The sequence below is a fragment of the Flavobacterium sp. genome (genome assembly GCF_043722275.1).
Lineage (GTDB): Bacteria > Bacteroidota > Bacteroidia > Flavobacteriales > Flavobacteriaceae > Flavobacterium.
Genome location: NZ_JAYSPC010000098.1, coordinates 48969 through 66525, shown reverse-complemented (window position 1 = coordinate 66525; position 17557 = coordinate 48969). Strand labels below are relative to the sequence as shown.

The following is a 17557-nucleotide window of genomic DNA, read 5'->3' as shown; positions in this document are numbered from 1 at the left end:
AATTCTGCCACGCTTTATCTTATTAAAGTAAAATTGTAGATTATTGTTTTACAAATTTTACAGATGTGCTTACATTTTCTAATTTTAAAAAGTAAACTCCTGTAGCTAATCCTGAAATTTCAATACTTTCAGAAGAATTTTTATTAACTCTTTTTACTGCTTTTCCATCCGTAGAATAAATTACATACGACGAATTTTTATAATCGTTGTTTAATACTATTTCATCTTTAGATACAGATACAATTGGTGTGCTTTTTTTTGTAAAATCAACATTTGATAATGAACTTTTTCTAGCTATAACAACATTGTCGAAATATACGTGATGATCCGGAAAATCTATGTCAAGACCCGCTCTAAGATTAAGTTTAAGACTTGCTGAAGTTGCCGGTGCTCTTAGTAATAGTAGTTTAAAATCAAAGGTTACAGTTTTCCATGTGCCATAAGTAATTGTGGCGGGAGTGAAATTAGGAGGAAAGAAAAAAGCTTCAGCTGAATTGTTTAAAATCAATTCGTATGTAATACCGCTAATGTAATTAGTTAAACTATTTCCCGGAATAAAGTAATCAAATTTTAAAGTGTAAGTGTCTGTGTCGTTCAGGGTGAAATCTTGCGAAATCAAAATGGTAGGAAGTGACGGAAGAGCACTTACAGGTGTAGCATTTAAACTGGAAGAACCGTGGTTAAATGTAGTGGTTTCTTGTAATGTTGTTCCTGCTGTAATAGTCCATGAAGTGGGAACGCCAGCCGTAAATTGCTCAAAACTACCGTTTTGAAGAAGGTTTTGACTTTGAGCTAAGCCTATACTAAATAAGGCTAAAAAAAGTAATTTTGTTTTCATAATTTGTTTTAAAAGTTGGGCTAAAACTACAATAATAATTTTTATAATTAACAAGAAAAGTAGCTTGAATGTTAATTTTTAGTAAGATTGTTGGTATGTGGGGTTTGATTGGGTTTTTAATAAAAAGGGGTAAGTTTTTATGATTTTTTAAATGTTCTAATGAAAGATGGCGCACTAATTGACTTAATTTAAAATTTTATACCAAGTTTTCAAAATCAATAAAAGTCAGATTTTTTTTATGTTTTTGTTTATTGTTATGGTTTTCATTTAGAGGTATTTAACAAAGTTATATGACGCATATTTCAGTAAGAAATATTTTTATAAACTGAATGCTATTTTTATATATTTGCGCAGTGAATTTTTATTAAAATTTTCATAATTATTATTTTAATAAGTTAACTCAATACAAAAATCCCCAGCTTAATTATTAATTTTTTTAAAGAAAACGACTATGAAGAAAATTACATTTTCTATTATTTTACTTTTATTAGTTAGCGTTTCGGCTATTTCCCAAAGGAAATATGACGAGATAGTTAACACAGAGAATGCCGTACAGGATTTAGTACAAAACGAAATTACAGGAATTGTTGTTTTTAAGGAAGGGGGAACTGTAAAAGGTTTGGATCCTGAAACTAAAAAAATTGTCTGGACATTGACCAAAGATGATTTTGGAGGTAAATCAGCAGTGGATATCATAGGCGACACCGATCTTACAAAACTTTTTGCAGATAAAAGTAGTTTAACAAGCGTTGCCGGAAGTCCTTATGTTGAAGCTTACATCAATAGCAAGTACATTATCATTAATACTGATACTGGTAAAGTGGTTTACAATTCATCAAAAGAATCTTTTTGGGTAACACAATCAGATTTTATTCCGGAGACAAATGAGTATTTGCTTACTTTGAAACAAGACGGAGATATGGCAATCGCTTTATTAGATATGAAAACGGGAGAATTAAAATGGAATACTACTGTAGACAAAGCAAAATCATTATTTAGTTTTTCTTTCAAAGAATCTGTAAATACAAATGTTGCTACAGTACACGGATCAGTAATTTACTATTTACTGTATGGAAAATTATATTCTTTTGACAGAGCGACAGGAAAGTTAAACTGGAAAGGAGAAGAAGATTATTCAAAATTCTTTTTAACTCAAAACGATAAAAATATTGTTGTAGTGAATAACACTGGAACTTTTTCAAATAAACAATATTTGAATGTTTTGAATACAGAAACAGGAAAAAGTATCTGGAAAGAATCTATCAAAACAAAAAGAGTTGTTTATCTTGAAGATTGGGGAACAAAAATATTAGTAGCTCATTATAGCGGCTTTAACTTTTTTGACTTAAAAACAGGAGAAAAAATCTGGAAAAAAGATGCTCGTGGAGATGGTTTGAAAAGAGTAATCCCAATTGATCAGGATTTTTTATACGTTGCTGAAAACGAAATGATGCTAATCAATAAAGACGGAGAAAAACTTTGGAAAAAATTCATTGAAATTTCTGATGATAAAGAAGATCCTATTTACTACTTAGGAAAAGTAGGTGAAAAAGTAATGTACTTAACAGGAACTTACGGAAACATGGTAGATTATAAAACAGGAGTAAAACTTTGGAAACGTAACATTCAGTTTGATAAAGATCGTCCGGTTTTACCAACTTATGATGAAGCTACAAACTCTTATTTAGTTTATAATGATGAGAAATTATACAAATTTGATCCAAGCATCAGCGACAAACCAGAACCTTTTGCTAAAGTAAACATCAAAAAAGAAAAAGAATTAAACAGCATCGAATTGTTTCCTTGGGGAGTTGTGCTTTCAGGACCAGTTGAGGTTATGGGAGTTAATTTAGATGGAACTATAAAATACCACCACGTATACACACAACCAGGTGAAGGAACAAGACGCTTAATTAAAAGTGCTGCAATTGCAGGAAGTATTGGTTTAAGTGTTGGTTCTGCAGTAACTGCGGTAAACGCTTCTGAATTAACAATGACATACCGTGATTCTAGCGGAAACATGAGATCTACTGTTATTAAAGAAGAAGATAAATCAAAAATGAATCAGGCTAAAAATATGGCAGGAGCTTCAGCAGCATTAGGAATGGTAGCGGCTAAATTTAATTCTCGTTTTAATGCAATGAAACAAAATAGAGATTACTCTTATATCTTTGCAAAAGCTGACACGGGAGAAAAAGTTCTTGTAAAAGTGAATAAAGTTGACGGAGTTGAAGTTGATAAAATTATTTTCAATAACAATAAACCGGTTTACGAAATAGATCCTGCAACACAAAATATTTTTTATGTGTCTGATAAATCTATTCAAATTTTCAATAAAAAATAATAATAAACACATAAAGGCCATCAGGATTTTTTCTGATGGCTTTTTTTTTGCCTATGAAAAAAACTTTACTCTTTATTGTTTTGCTTGCAATTACCTCAATTCAGGCACAAGAAAAAATAAGCTCAAAAAAGAAGAAATTTTACATCCCAACAATTAAATATTCTGAGTTTCCGGTTCTTGATAATGTTTTAACGCAAACTACTTTTTATCAAATGGATAAAGAGCTGATACAAGAGGAAATTATTTTAAAGAAAAATTATTTTAATATAGATGGTTTTATAAAAGATCCTGCAAACGGAAAATTAAAAATTTACTTAACTATTGCATTGCCTAAATTTAATGCAACAAAAGTAGATAGTACCTTTGATAAAAAAAGAAATAGCTGGCAATTTCAGGTTTATTCTAATTATGACGTAAGAATAAAAGTTGATGCTAAGTGTGGTGAGAAAGTTTTATTTACCCAGGATTTTAATAGTATTGAATCAAGTATAGTTGGAGGTTCCTACGAGAAAGGCAATGTGAAAGTTGCTGTAGAATTAAGTAATAAAAGAAGTGCACAAGCCGAAAAAAACAATGATTATTCTGCCGAAGAATTAGGTATAGATCATGTAATTTATAGTTCGGTTAATAGAATTCAGAATTATCTAAATTATAAATTGGGTTATACTATTGATGAATCTAAAGAAAGATTTGAGTTCGTAACCTCAAAAGGACATTCTGAATACAATCAGATGTTAGCATTTGAGAACGAAATTACAGCTCAGATGGATAAAGTAACGCTGGAAAAAGGTCTGGATGAAAAGCTGTTAACGCCACATTTGCAATATCTTGAAAGCTTACTGGTTAAATATCCACTTTCGCCCGCAAACGAAAATATTCGGTTTATCGTAACAAACAATTTGGCAGAAACCTATTTCATGCTCGAAAACAAAGAAAAAGCATTAATGTATGCCAATTTGCTTGTTGAAAATGATAAGCAGGATTCCAGAGGATCTTCGATTGTCAAAAGAGTGAATAATGGCTATTTTGCAGATAAAAAAATAAGAAGTCATACTTCCCGCTTTGCTGATCTTAAAAAATTAGGAGTTAAAATTGCCGAAGAAAAAGAAGAATTGAGATTAGCTTTTTTTGAGAAAATAGAACAGCAGGATGCAGAATGGGAAATTGAGAAATCGAACCGTGAAGTAAAATTAGAAAAAGCAAAATTACAAAGATATAATATGCTTGATTCTATACCATATCAGCTTAACGCAAATTTGCTGGCTAAAGTAGTGGATAATTTAGGCGGAAGCCAGACCTTAAAAAAAGTCGAAAAAGCACATTTAATTTCTAAACTTTCTATAGAGGGAAATAAAGTGCCTCAAACAGAAGAAAAATGGGCAACAAACACGAATTATCTTCTTAGGAAAAAAATGCCCGAAAGCTATTATGAAATTGTAAACGGCGCAGAATCCTGGACTCATGATGATCGCGAAAGTGGTCTAAATGCTAAATGGGCTAAATCATCAACTTACGATTATACAAATTTGTCTAAGAATGTCGATTTGGTAAACTTTCTAACGGATCTAAGGCTTGACTTATGGAATAATTTTGAAGTTTTAGAAGATGAAATGTACGAAGGAAGATTGTGTTACCATTTAAATTATTTTGAAAAAACGTTGAGTTCAGGTAACAGAACAATTCCTAAAACTGATTATCATGTTTTTATCGACAAAGAGAATTTTAATATAGTTTCTACCGAAAAAACAGAATTTGATAATGGTAATAAAAGTTTTTTCGAGAAAAGGCTTTTTGGCGATTATCGTCCGGTTGCAGCATTAAATTCAGGTAAAATTCCGCATAAGATAAATTATGAAATCGAAGATTTTAACGGAGAAACCCAATATCAGGAAATCCGTGAAAAAGTAGAAATTAATCCTCTTTTTGGGAATAGAATTTTTATGAAAGAAGTTTATTTCGGAGGATTTAAATAGTCTTTTATCTTTAAAAAAAGAAGAAGTAGAATTGATTGGTTTCTGGTTTATTGACTCAATTATTTGAGATTAGTAACAGAAACTAATCAATTCTTTTGTTTTTGTACCAATTATCCCAACAAAAGTTTGTGAAATTTTAATAAAGTGGCGGTCAATAATTCAAAATTCCTTACTTTCGCACCTCGATTAAGAAAAGGATAAAATGAGCACAAAATTTACTGAATACAAAGGACTTGACTTGCCAGCAATAGCGTCAGAAGTACTTGATTTTTGGAAGGAAGAAAATATATTTGAAAAGAGTGTAACAACTCGCGAAGGTGCAGAGCCTTTCGTGTTTTTTGAAGGTCCGCCTTCAGCAAATGGATTACCGGGAATTCACCACGTGATGGCACGTGCGATTAAAGATATTTTTTGTCGTTATAAAACTCAAAAAGGTTTTCAGGTAAAAAGAAAAGCCGGTTGGGATACGCACGGATTACCAGTAGAATTAGGTACCGAAAAAGAACTTGGAATTACAAAAGAAGATATTGGTAAAACAATTTCTATCGAAGAATATAACGAAGCGTGTAAAAAAACCGTAATGCGTTATACTGACGTATGGAATGATTTGACCGAAAAAATGGGATATTGGGTAGATATGGAAGATCCATATGTGACTTATAAACCAAAATATATGGAATCTGTTTGGTGGCTTTTGAAGCAAATCTATGATAAAGGCTTGTTGTACAAAGGATACACAATTCAGCCATATTCGCCTAAAGCAGGAACAGGACTTTCTTCGCATGAAGTAAATCAGCCCGGAGCTTATCGTGATGTTACAGATACTACAATTGTAGCTCAGTTTAAAGTCCTATCCCCAGCCCTTTCCAAAGGAAAGGGAGTTGAAAACTCTATAGAAAAAGCATTTCGTCTTGTCTCCTCTCCTTCGGAGGGGTCGGGGGAGGATTATCACATTTTAGCATGGACTACAACTCCCTGGACATTACCATCAAATACTGCTTTAACAGTTGGTCCAAGAATCGACTACGTTTTAGTAAAAACTTTTAATCAATATACATTTGAACCTGTAAATGTTGTTTTGGCTAAAAATTTAGTTGGAAAACAATTCGGAAAAGGATTTTTTGCAAGCGAAGACGATGCGGATTTTGATAATGTAAAAGAAGGAGATAAAAAGCTTCCGTACAAAATTTTAGCCGAAGCAAAAGGAGCTGATTTAGTAGAAATTCGTTACGAACAATTATTGCAATATGTATTGCCATATCAAAATGCACAAGACGCATTTAGAGTAATTGCAGGAGATTTTGTTACTACCGAAGACGGAACCGGAATTGTACATACTGCTCCAACTTTTGGTGCTGATGATGCCAAGGTTGCAAAAGAAGCAAAGCCGGAAATTCCGCCAATGTTAGTTTTAGACGAAAGCGGAACACCGGTTCCATTAGTCGATTTGCAAGGAAAATTCACTTCGCATTTAGGAGATCTTGCCGGTAAATATGTGAAAAACGAATATTACGATGAAGGACAAGCTCCGGAACGTTCAGTAGATGTTGAAATCGCTATTCGATTAAAAGAAGAAAATAAAGCCTTTAAGGTTGAAAAATACGTACATAGTTATCCACACAGTTGGAGAACTGATGAACCGTTATTATATTATCCACTAGATTCTTGGTTCATTAAAGTAACCGATGTAAAAGATAGAATGTTCGACCTGAACGAAACTATCAATTGGAAGCCTAAGTCTACTGGTGAAGGACGTTTTGGGAACTGGCTGAAAAATGCCAACGACTGGAATTTATCTCGTTCTAGATATTGGGGTATTCCGTTGCCAATTTGGAGAACTGAAGACAAAAAAGAAGAAATTCTTATTGGTTCTGTTGAAGAATTGTACAATGCGATCGAAAAATCTATCGAAGCAGGTTTTCAAAAAGAAAATCCGTTTAAAGGTTTTGAAATCGGAAACATGTCTGAATCTAATTATGATTTAATCGATTTACATAAAAATGTAGTCGATCAGATTACTTTAGTTTCGGCTTCAGGCCAACCAATGAAACGTGAAAGCGATTTAATTGATGTTTGGTTTGATTCAGGAGCAATGCCGTACGCACAATGGCATTATCCTTTTGAGAATAAGGATAAAATTGACGAGAATAAAGATTTTCCTGCGAATTTCATCGCAGAAGGTGTCGATCAGACTCGTGGATGGTTTTATACATTACACGCAATTGGAACATTAGTTTTTGATAAAGTAGCGTATAAAAATGTAGTTTCGAATGGTTTAGTTTTAGATAAAGAAGGAATAAAAATGTCTAAGAGTAAAGGGAACACTATCGATCCTTTTAAAACCATTGCAGAATACGGTCCTGATGCCACACGCTGGTACATGATCATGAATGCAAACCCTTGGGACAATTTAAAATTTGACCTTGAAGGAATTGCTGAGGTTCGCCGTAAATTCTTCGGAACATTATACAACACTTATTCGTTCTTCTCGTTATACGCCAATATTGATGGTTTTAAATACGCTGAAGCGGAAATTCCGTTAAACGAAAGACCGGAAATCGATCAATGGATTATATCTGAATTACACACATTAATAAAATTTGTTGATGAATGTTATGAGGATTATGAGCCTACAAAAGCTGCAAGAGCAATTTCTGACTTTGTTCAGGAAAACTTAAGCAACTGGTACGTTCGTTTATGCCGTCGTCGTTTCTGGAAAGGAGAATATGCCCATGATAAAATTGCAGCTTATCAAACGCTTTATACTTGCTTGTTAACGATCAGTAAATTAAGCGCTCCAATCGCTCCTTTTTTCATGGATAAATTGTATCGTGATTTAACGAATTCTACAAAATCTGAGCAATATGCCAGTATTCACTTGGCTGAGTTCCCTAAATTTGTCGAAAACTTTGTTAATAAAACGTTAGAAAGCAAAATGCAGAAAGCACAGACCATCTCATCGCTGGTTTTATCGCTTCGCGCCAAAGAAAAAATTAAAGTGCGTCAACCGTTGCAAAAGGTAATGATTCCAGTACTTGACGAAAAAGAAAGAACCGAAATTCAGGCTATTTCTGAGCTTATAAAAGCAGAGGTAAACGTGAAAGAAATCATGCTTTTAGATGATGATTCAGGTATTTTGGTAAAACAGATAAAGCCTAATTTTAAAGCGTTAGGACCACGTTTTGGAAAAGATATGGGATTGATTTCTAAGGAGATACAAAATTTATCAGCAGATCAGATCAATCAATTAGACAAGCAAGGCACGTTAGGTATTGTTATTGCTGGAAATAACGTAACTTTATCATTAGAAGATGTCGAAATAACATCTCAGGATATTGAAGGTTGGCTGGTTGCAAATTCAAACGGAATCACAGTTGCGCTTGATATTACAATCTCTGACGAATTGAAAAACGAAGGTATCGCAAGAGAGTTGGTTAACAGAATTCAAAATATCCGTAAAGATTCTGGATTTGAAGTTACTGATAAAATTAAAGTTCAAATAAAAAGAAGCGGAATCTTAGAAGAAGCAATTCTGAAAAATGTAGACTATATTAAGTCTGAGACACTAACAGAAGATTTGGTTTTTGTGGATGCTTTAGAAAACGGCACAGAAATTGAATTTGATGATATTAAAACAATGATATTAATTTCAAAATAAAAGTATAAAAATGATAGATGAAATTACAAGATACTCTGACGCTGATTTAGCGGAGTTCAAAGAAATAATTCAAAATAAAATACAAAAAGCACAATCCGATCTGGATTTGATAAAAAGTGCTTACATGAATGATTTAAATAACGGAACAGATGATACATCTCCCACTTTTAAAGCATTTGAAGAAGGAAGCGAAACAATGTCTAAAGAAGCAAACTCACAGTTGGCTATCAGACAGGAAAAGTTTATACGCGACCTAAAAAACGCATTATTCCGTGTTGAAAATAAAACATACGGTATTTGTAAAGTAACAGGGAAGTTAATTGGCAAAGAAAGGCTAAAAATCGTTCCTCACGCTACAATGAGTATCGAAGCGAAAAACTTGCAACGATAATCAATATTAATAAAATAAGCGCTCCTTTTAGGGGCGTTTTTTTTGTTTAATGTTTTATTGAAACGAAGCATAAAAAGATTGTAAAGCTTTTGAAAGAATTTAATTATAAGTAATAAAGATGAGCTGAAATTAGAACTCTCTTTTTTGTAAGAAGGTAAAAAGTCTTGATTTGGGGCAATGAAAAAATAATTTTAATTGGAACTATCCTTAATTAAAAATAGTTCCAATTAAAAAAATAAGATAAAAACTAAGCTAAGTTTTTCTCTAATTCTAATTTGTGTTTTCTTAAAACAGCTCTTGTCATTCCTAAATTTGCCTTAGTAGCATCTGCAGCCAGGTAAATCATAAATTTTTTGTTTGGAGATATGTCGATAATGTGTATTTGATTCGTAAGTGTAATCAAAATATCTTCAATATCTTGTTTTAAATTTAAGGCTTTTACGGCGCTTAATTTTGCTTTAACAACTTCAAGATTATAAGCCGCAGCAAGTTCCGGATCAAACGAAGGATCTACTGTTAGGTTGCCAAAGCTTAATCCTGATTCAATTTCGGTTACGGCAACAGCAATAAAGCCATTTACGTTGGTTTTCATTTCATTTAAAAACACGTTTAAAAAGTCATTACTCATAATTTAGGTGGGTTTGTTGGGTTAATAGATCTATGTTATTTTAATAGGGAATTCTTACTTAATTCTACAGCAACTTCATCTGTTGAGCGCATTAATAAGCCAAGATTACTGCCGTCTTTTGAAAAAGCAATTATAAAGTTTGTGCCGCTTATTTTATTTCCAATAACAACACCTTCAGAGGTTTTTAAAAAGAGCTGTTTCAAAGCGCCCTTATCGAGATCAATTAAAAGTTTTTCGCTCATTGATAAAATTGCTGCACTCATTGCGGCAACACTATCTGCATAATCAAGATGCAGGGAAGTGATTAGTTTTCCTTTTCCGTTTAAAATTAATGCAGCCGAAGATTTAGTATTAACCAGAAAGTCGTTTAGAGTAGTTGTAATTTCATTCATATTTGTAAGATTTGGGAAAGTTGTTAAAATTTACTAGGTTTTGTTGGGGTATTGGACTAAATATGAGTTTTTGTTCTAAACAAGTGTTAATTTTTATTAACAAATATAAATTAATTTATGTATCATTGTAATACTAAATCGTTAATAATTTTATTTATTTACCGTAAAAAACTTACATAATGGCTAAAGTATTGAAATTCAAAGAAGTAACCTCGGATGTGGAAAACAAAATGAAGGATTTTGAAAAAATTCGCATTAAGCTTAAAGCCGATATAAAAAAGGCTGAAGCAAAAAAAGCAGCGTCTGGAAAGGAAGGAAAAGGTTTGCTTAAATCTATTTCTGAATTTTTTAGTGATACGCCCAAGACAACGGCTCAGCAAAATGTGAAAAAATAGATCTTGTAATAATAAAAGTATTTTAATTGCTCAGATTAATATTATAAAAGAATTAACGCTCCTATTGGGGCGTTTTTTTTGATTAAATTGTTACTTTTGCGCATCAAAATTTAATAAAATGTCATTACGAAAAGCGTATTTCCTTATATTTTTAGTTTTAATTATTGATCAGCTTTCAAAAATCTACGTAAAAACAAACTTTGTTTTAGGTGATGAAGTAAAGGTAATGGGGGCTGATTGGTTCAGAATTCATTTCATAGAAAATGAAGGAATGGCCTGGGGAACAAAAATACCCGGACAATACGGAAAATTGATTCTGACCGTTTTTAGAATTTTCGCAGTATTCGGAATTGCTTATTGGTTATCTGATTCAATCAAAAAACGCCATTCGACTTATTTAATAGTTTCAATTGCCTTGATTTTTGCAGGAGCAGCAGGAAATATTATCGATTCTGTTTTTTACGGAATTATTTTTGATGACAGTCATGGTAATCTTGCAACGCTTTTTTCACCGGAACCTTACGGAACATGGTTTCACGGTTTAGTGGTAGATATGTTTTATTTTCCTATCTGGAGAGGAACTTTGCCAACTTGGTTCCCTGTTTGGGGCGGAGAAGAAGTTTCTTTTTTTAATGCTATTTTTAATGTAGCCGATATGGCAATTTCTACAGGAGTTGGAATTTTGTTGTTCTTTAATAAAAGAGCCTTTCCTAAAACGGCATAATTATTTTAAAATCAAGAAATAAATAAATTCCAAATTCCAATATTTGAAGCGTTAATTGCTTGCAAGTATTGGAATTTGGAATTTTACATTATTGGGATTTGATCTTTTATTGTGCTATTTTTGCTTTATAAAACTGAACTTATGCAAAGTCCGTCTTTTTCTATTTATGATGCATCAGCAGGTTCAGGAAAGACCTATACGTTAGTTAAGGAATATCTCAAAATTATTCTTTCCTCTCCTAAAAACGATGCTTACCGAAATATTCTTGCAATAACTTTTACCAACAAAGCGGTTCATGAAATGAAAAGCCGTATTGTGGGCAGTTTGTCTGAGTTTACAAAAGAGCAGCCTTCCGCGAAAGCGTTAGATTTAATGGAGGATTTATCTCGTGCCACAGGACTTTCGGTTATTAAAATCAAAACAAAATCTCAGAATATAATTAAGCATTTAATTCATAATTATGCTGCTTTTGATATTTCTACAATCGATAAATTTACCCATAAAGTAATTCGTGCTTTTGCGCATGATTTGAATTTACCAATGACTTTTGAAGTCACTTTAGATACTGAAAATTTATTGGTAGAAGCCGTTGATGCAATTATTGCTCAGGCAGGTCAAGATGAAACTTTGACAAAATTACTGATCGATTTTACGATGGAAAAAACCGACGATGATAAAAGTTGGGATGTCTCGCGTGAAATTCTGGAAACTGGAAGATTGGTTTTAAATGAAAATAACAGAAATGAGATTTCGCATTTTCAGGATACTTCGATCGAAGAGTTTGTAATAATAAAAAAGAAAATGCAGGCGCTGTGCAAAGAACTGGAATCTGAAAATGAAAATTTTTCGGTTGAAGCTCTTGTCTTAATTGATAAAAACGGAATTGATTTAAAATCATTTTCCCGAGGAACTTTTCCGAATCACTTAGAGAGCATTCGTGATGGAAAATTTAATCCGCGAAATAAAACCTTTCATGAATTTGATGATATTGCAATTAATAAAACGGCAAAAGACAAAGCGTTAATCGAAAATATTATTCCGGAACTACTTCAGATTTTAGAGAAGATTTATAAGAATTTCGAAAAAAGAGATTTTTATAAAGCATTTCTAAAAAATATTACGCCGCTTTCTCTCCTGAATACAGTTAGTAATGAGTTGGCGAAAATACAATCAGAACAAAATATTTTGTCAATTTCAGAATTTAATGCCATCATTCATCGCGAAATTCAAAATCAGCCCGCGCCATTTATTTACGAACGTTTGGGAGAAAAGTATCGCCATTTTTTTATTGATGAATTTCAGGATACTTCAGAGATGCAATGGCAAAATTTGATTCCGTTGATACATAATTCACTTTCCGGTCAGGATGATTTTGGTAATAAAGGAACTTTGATGATTGTAGGCGATCCAAAACAATCCATTTATCGATGGAGAGGAGGAAAAGCTGAGCAATTTATTGAATTAGGAAAGGAAGCTACTTCTTTTTTTAATCATGAAAAGAAAGTGGAACATTTAGATACTAATTATCGAAGTTATAGCGAAGTAATTGATTTTAACAATGCTTTTTTTAGTTTGATTTCGGCCGAGTTTTCAAATGAAGATTATAAAGATTTATATGAAAATCATAGTTTTCAGAATTCCAATTCAAAAAAAGGAGGTTATGTCAATATTTCTTTCCTTCCGATAATTGAAAAAAATGATTTTGCAGATGATGAAGAAGTTGTAGAAAAATCAGATTTGTATGTTTTGGCAACTTTAAATGCGATTCAGAAAGTTGTTCGCGAAGGTTTTTTATATAAAGATATTGTAATTCTGACTCGTAAAAGAGATCAGGGAATTGCAATTGCCAATTATTTAACAGAGCAAAATATTCCGCTTTTATCATCGGAAACTTTAATGATTCAAAATGCCACAGAAGTTCGGCTGATTGTTCATTTATTGAAATATTTAAACAATAGTGCGGATCTGGAATCCAAAGCAAATTTCCTGCACTTTTTGGCTTCAGGCAAAGATATTCAAATGCCAATTCATGATTTCATTGCTGCCGGAATGTCAAAAAAGTTTGAAGTTGATTTTGAAAAATGGTTATTGACTTTTGATGTTTCACTGTCTTTTGAAAATATTCGAAAAAAATCACTTTACGAAGCAGTCGAGATTATCATTTCAAAATTTGTAATGATTTCGGAAGGAAATGCCTATGTGCAGTTTTTTCTGGACATCGTTTTAGAGCGGGATATTAGAAATCAGGCCGGAATTGCAGATTTTTTAAGTTACTGGGATAAAAACGGAGAGAAATTTAGTATTCCGTCGCCGGAAGGAAATAATGCCGTGCGAATAATGACCATTCATAAGTCAAAAGGATTAGAGTTTCCTGTTGTTATCATGCCTTTTGCAGAAGAAGATTATAATCGAAAACCAAAAGATAAATTATGGCTTGATACCGAAGATACTGATTTAGGTGTTCCGAAGGCATTAATTGATAATAGCAGCGCAGTTGAAGGTTTTGGAGAAAGTGCTTCGGCAGTTTTTAATTTGAAAAAACAAGAAGAATTGCTGGACAATATAAATGTGTTGTATGTGGCGCTAACCCGTGCTGAAGAACAATTATATATTATTTCGCAATCTTTGAAAGAAAGAAAAGACGGAGAATTCCCGAATAATATGGCTTCGTTTTTTATTAAATATTTAATGAATAAAGGAGTTTATGATCAGGAAAAACTAGAATATGAATTTGGAAATAAAGCCAGGCTTTCAGAGTTTGTGGATTCTTTTGATTTAGTGAAAACTATACCAGTTGTTTCAGAAGTTTTGAATCCGAAAAATATTAGGATTGCGCAACGTGAAGCTTTAATGTGGGGAACACATCAGCAGGAAGCAATATCTTATGGAAATATAATTCATGAGATTCTGGCATTTGTTAAAGATAAATCAGATATTGATTTGGCGGTCACCAAAGCACTTGAAAATGGTTTAATTACAATCGATCAGACAGAGTTAGTTTTAAAAACGCTGAATGAAATTGTAAATCATCCTGAATTAAGTGTTTGTTTTGATGGTAATTATACTGTTTTAAATGAGCAAACAATAGTTCAGAAAGAAGGCAGAATACTGAAACCGGACCGAATTGTTCTTACTCAAAACAAAGAGGCTTATCTTCTGGATTATAAAACCGGCGTGATAAATTCAAAATACGCACAACAAATTCAAGAATATCAGGATGCTATTGAAGATTTAGGATACAAAGTGTTAAAAAAGGCTTTGGTGTATATAGGAACAGAAATCGATGTAGTAAATTTGTGAAAAAATTAATCAGATGTTAAAGTATAATTGACGCCTTAACAGGTTTAAGTTGTTAATTTTTAACGTTTTAAATAAATAAAAATGTACGGTAAAATAAAAGAGCATTTGCAAAGTGAGTTGCAAACTATTGAAGAAAACGGAATTTTTAAAAAGGAAAGAATTATAACTTCGGCACAAGATGCAGAAATTACTATTTCGACAGGTGAAAAGGTTTTAAATTTTTGTGCAAACAATTATTTAGGTCTTTCATCACATCCTGAAGTAGTGCAAGCTGCAAAAGACGCTATGGATACTCATGGTTTCGGAATGTCATCCGTGCGTTTTATTTGCGGAACTCAGGATATTCATAAAACTTTAGAGAAAAAAATCGCCGAATTTTATGGAACCGAAGATACAATTCTTTACGCTGCGGCTTTTGATGCAAACGGAGGAGTTTTTGAACCATTATTAGGGGAAAATGACGCAATTATTTCGGATAGTTTAAACCATGCTTCTATTATTGATGGTGTACGTTTGTGTAAAGCAGCACGTTACCGTTATGAAAACAGTAATATGGAAGATTTAGAACAACAGCTTATTAAGGCTAATGAAGCCGGAGCGCGTTTTAAATTAATTGTTACTGATGGTGTATTCTCGATGGATGGTGTTGTAGCGCCATTAGATAAAATTTGTGACCTGGCTGATAAATATGATGCGATGGTTATGGTTGATGAATGTCATGCTGCAGGATTCATTGGTGCAACAGGTAAAGGTACGCTTGAAGCAAAAGGTGTAATGGGCAGAGTTGATATCATTACAGGAACTCTGGGTAAAGCTCTTGGTGGAGCAATGGGCGGTTATACAACAGCTAAAAAAGAAATAATTGAATTGCTGCGTCAGCGTTCAAGACCCTATTTATTTTCAAATTCTCTGGCGCCGGCAATTGTTGGAGCTTCTATAAAAGTCTTTGAATTATTAGAAAAAGATACTTCTTTAAGAGATAAATTAGAATGGAATACAAATTATTTCAAGGACGGAATGAAAAAAGCCGGTTTTGATATAATTGATGGAGATTCTGCCATTGTGCCGGTAATGTTATATGATGCAAAATTATCTCAAAAAATGGCTGATGAGCTTTTAAAACAAGGGATTTATGTAATCGGATTCTTCTTTCCTGTGGTTCCTAAAGATAAGGCAAGGATTCGAGTTCAGCTCTCAGCTGCGCATACCAAAGACCACTTAGACAGGGCAATAGAGGCATTTAAAGTTGTTGGACATTTGTTAAAAGTTATATAATTCCCATTTGCTGGAATTTTTGTAGGTTTTTTTTAACATTTCATTTTGTATTTAAAAATTTTGGTGTTACTTTTGTCTGTAATTAACTAAATTGTAATTAAAAAAATTAAGTATGAAACATCTTAACAAACTTTTAGTTGCTGTGATGATGGTGATGGGTTTAAGTTCTCACGCACAAGACAGTAACAATCCATGGGCTATCTCTTTTGGAGTTAATGCCGTTGATACTAGAACAAGTTCTGGATCAGGAAGTGGATTCTTTGATCAACACTTTTCTCAAGCATTCGCTGCTAAAGACAACTGGAATATTCTTCCTTCTTTATCTTACATTGGTGTGTCTAGATATGTAGGTAGTGGTTTCTCTGTTGGTTTACAAGGATCTGTAAACAAAATTGATAAATTTGTTACTTTCGCTCCAAATGCTGTTGGGCATGACGGAAGAGGTAACGTTGTAACTAATCCTGGTGATTTAATGTATTACGGAATTGATGCTACTATTAAATATAGCTTCCAGGAATTAATCAAATCTAAAGTAGTTGATCCTTCGTTATCTGTTGGTGGAGGTTACACTTTCTTTGGTGATAGCAGCTACGGAACAGTTAATCCAGGTGCTGGAGTAACTTTCTGGTTTACAGATGCTATTGGTCTTGAGCTTGCTACAAGATACAAATGGTCAGTTAGTGGTGATAGAGTTGATGCTTCTGGAGCTCCAGATGCTCCATCTCACTTTCAACACACTGCAGGTCTAGTTTTCAAATTCGGAGGTAAAGATACTGACGGAGACGGAATCTATGATAAAGATGATGCTTGTCCAGATGTTGCTGGTCTAAAACAATTCAACGGATGTCCTGATACTGATGGAGACGGAATCGTTGACGCTAGTGATGCTTGTCCAGATGTATTTGGTTTAGCTGCATTAAACGGATGTCCTGATACTGACGGAGACGGAATTGCTGATAAAGATGATGCTTGTCCAGATGTTGCTGGTTTAGCTGCTTTAAAAGGTTGTCCTGATACTGACGGAGATGGTGTTGCTGATAAAGATGACAAATGTCCTACAGTTGCTGGTCCTAAAGAAAATGGTGGTTGTCCTTTCTTAGACGCTGATAAAGATGGTGTTCTTGACAAAGATGATGATTGTCCTACAGTTGCAGGTCCTGCTAGTAATAGAGGTTGTCCTGAAGTAACTGCTGAAGCATTAGAAGATCTTAAAGTTCAAGCTAGAGCGGTATACTTTAACTCAGGTAAAGCTACTTTCAAAACTGGAGACAAAGAAACTTTAGCTAGATTAGATGCTATCAAACAAATCCTTATCAACTATCCAAATGCTAAATTTAGCGTTGAAGGACATACTGATAGCGATGGTTCTGATAAATTGAATCAAAAACTTTCTGAAGACAGAGCTGCTGCTGTTATGAACGCTTTAATCGAAAGAGGAGTAAACGTTGATAACTTACAGTCTAAAGGTTTTGGAGAGTCTCAACCAGTTGCAAGTAACAAAACTGCTGCAGGTAAAGCACAAAACAGAAGAACTGAAATCAAACACATTGGTTCTAAATTTGCTGGTAAACTATAATCTACCTTCGTAAATAAATGCTAAAAGCCATTCTTAATTGAATGGCTTTTTTTATTTTTATCA

Annotated in this window: 12 protein-coding genes; 9 read left to right on the top strand and 3 right to left on the bottom strand. The window is 33.1% G+C overall.

The window, feature by feature from the left end:
• Nucleotides 1–40: 40 nt before the first annotated feature.
• The gene (locus ACHZDT_RS12240; RefSeq protein ID WP_394774910.1) at nt 41–838 is read right to left on the bottom strand and encodes a T9SS type A sorting domain-containing protein; all 798 of its coding nucleotides are present in this window, start codon (nt 836–838) and stop codon (nt 41–43) included.
• A 451-nt stretch (nt 839–1289) separates the two neighbouring features.
• On the opposite strand from ACHZDT_RS12240, the gene ACHZDT_RS12235 reads away from it, so the two are divergent.
• The 4 genes from ACHZDT_RS12235 to ACHZDT_RS12220 all read left to right on the top strand — a co-directional run bounded on the left by ACHZDT_RS12235 (nt 1290) and on the right by ACHZDT_RS12220 (nt 9204).
• Nucleotides 1290–3182 carry a PQQ-binding-like beta-propeller repeat protein gene (locus ACHZDT_RS12235; RefSeq protein ID WP_394774909.1) on the top strand — a complete coding sequence of 631 codons (1893 nt, stop codon included), beginning with the start codon at nt 1290–1292 and terminating at the stop codon, nt 3180–3182.
• A 53-nt stretch (nt 3183–3235) separates the two neighbouring features.
• Nucleotides 3236–5155, top strand: coding sequence for a hypothetical protein (locus ACHZDT_RS12230; protein WP_394774908.1), 1920 nt, complete (start codon nt 3236–3238; stop codon nt 5153–5155).
• A gap of 202 nt (nt 5156–5357) precedes the next feature.
• On the top strand, nt 5358–8813 hold the full coding sequence (gene ileS, locus ACHZDT_RS12225) for an isoleucine--tRNA ligase (RefSeq protein WP_394774907.1): 3456 nt from the start codon (nt 5358–5360) through the stop codon (nt 8811–8813).
• Between the two features lie 10 nt (nt 8814–8823).
• Nucleotides 8824–9204, top strand: coding sequence for a TraR/DksA family transcriptional regulator (locus ACHZDT_RS12220; RefSeq protein ID WP_394774906.1), 381 nt, complete (start codon nt 8824–8826; stop codon nt 9202–9204).
• A gap of 247 nt (nt 9205–9451) precedes the next feature.
• On the opposite strand, the gene ACHZDT_RS12215 is transcribed toward ACHZDT_RS12220, so the two are convergent.
• A complete protein-coding gene (locus ACHZDT_RS12215) occupies nt 9452–9832 on the bottom strand; it encodes a hypothetical protein (RefSeq protein WP_394774905.1) in 381 nt (126 codons plus the stop codon).
• A 35-nt stretch (nt 9833–9867) separates the two neighbouring features.
• Complete coding sequence (locus tag ACHZDT_RS12210; RefSeq protein ID WP_394774904.1) at nt 9868–10224, bottom strand: roadblock/LC7 domain-containing protein; 357 nt, start codon at nt 10222–10224, stop codon at nt 9868–9870.
• A gap of 179 nt (nt 10225–10403) precedes the next feature.
• On the opposite strand from ACHZDT_RS12210, the gene ACHZDT_RS12205 reads away from it, so the two are divergent.
• The 5 genes from ACHZDT_RS12205 to ACHZDT_RS12185 all read left to right on the top strand — a co-directional run bounded on the left by ACHZDT_RS12205 (nt 10404) and on the right by ACHZDT_RS12185 (nt 17494).
• Entirely contained in the window at nt 10404–10619 is a 216-nt protein-coding gene (locus tag ACHZDT_RS12205) for a hypothetical protein (protein ID WP_394774903.1), read from the top strand.
• A gap of 118 nt (nt 10620–10737) precedes the next feature.
• Nucleotides 10738–11343 carry a lipoprotein signal peptidase gene (locus ACHZDT_RS12200; protein WP_394774902.1) on the top strand — a complete coding sequence of 202 codons (606 nt, stop codon included), beginning with the start codon at nt 10738–10740 and terminating at the stop codon, nt 11341–11343.
• A 141-nt stretch (nt 11344–11484) separates the two neighbouring features.
• Nucleotides 11485–14643 carry a UvrD-helicase domain-containing protein gene (locus tag ACHZDT_RS12195; protein ID WP_394774901.1) on the top strand — a complete coding sequence of 1053 codons (3159 nt, stop codon included), beginning with the start codon at nt 11485–11487 and terminating at the stop codon, nt 14641–14643.
• A gap of 81 nt (nt 14644–14724) precedes the next feature.
• Entirely contained in the window at nt 14725–15918 is a 1194-nt protein-coding gene (kbl, locus tag ACHZDT_RS12190; RefSeq protein WP_394774900.1) for a glycine C-acetyltransferase, read from the top strand.
• A gap of 112 nt (nt 15919–16030) precedes the next feature.
• Complete coding sequence (locus ACHZDT_RS12185; RefSeq protein ID WP_394774899.1) at nt 16031–17494, top strand: OmpA family protein; 1464 nt, start codon at nt 16031–16033, stop codon at nt 17492–17494.
• The last annotated feature ends 63 nt before the right edge of the window (nt 17495–17557 follow it).

Excerpts from the sequence above, each read along its gene's own strand:
- ACHZDT_RS12210 (WP_394774904.1), bottom strand. The coding sequence starts at position 10,224 with ATGAATGAAATTACAACTACTCTAAACGACTTTCTGGTTAATACTAAA.
- ACHZDT_RS12200 (WP_394774902.1), top strand. The coding sequence starts at position 10,738 with ATGTCATTACGAAAAGCGTATTTCCTTATATTTTTAGTTTTAATTATT.
- ACHZDT_RS12185 (WP_394774899.1), top strand. The coding sequence starts at position 16,031 with ATGAAACATCTTAACAAACTTTTAGTTGCTGTGATGATGGTGATGGGT.
- ACHZDT_RS12220 (WP_394774906.1), top strand. The coding sequence starts at position 8,824 with ATGATAGATGAAATTACAAGATACTCTGACGCTGATTTAGCGGAGTTC.
- ACHZDT_RS12240 (WP_394774910.1), bottom strand. The coding sequence starts at position 838 with ATGAAAACAAAATTACTTTTTTTAGCCTTATTTAGTATAGGCTTAGCT.
- ACHZDT_RS12235 (WP_394774909.1), top strand. The coding sequence starts at position 1,290 with ATGAAGAAAATTACATTTTCTATTATTTTACTTTTATTAGTTAGCGTT.
- ileS (WP_394774907.1), top strand. The coding sequence starts at position 5,358 with ATGAGCACAAAATTTACTGAATACAAAGGACTTGACTTGCCAGCAATA.
- ACHZDT_RS12215 (WP_394774905.1), bottom strand. The coding sequence starts at position 9,832 with ATGAGTAATGACTTTTTAAACGTGTTTTTAAATGAAATGAAAACCAAC.
- ACHZDT_RS12230 (WP_394774908.1), top strand. The coding sequence starts at position 3,236 with ATGAAAAAAACTTTACTCTTTATTGTTTTGCTTGCAATTACCTCAATT.
- ACHZDT_RS12195 (WP_394774901.1), top strand. The coding sequence starts at position 11,485 with ATGCAAAGTCCGTCTTTTTCTATTTATGATGCATCAGCAGGTTCAGGA.
- ACHZDT_RS12205 (WP_394774903.1), top strand. The coding sequence starts at position 10,404 with ATGGCTAAAGTATTGAAATTCAAAGAAGTAACCTCGGATGTGGAAAAC.
- kbl (WP_394774900.1), top strand. The coding sequence starts at position 14,725 with ATGTACGGTAAAATAAAAGAGCATTTGCAAAGTGAGTTGCAAACTATT.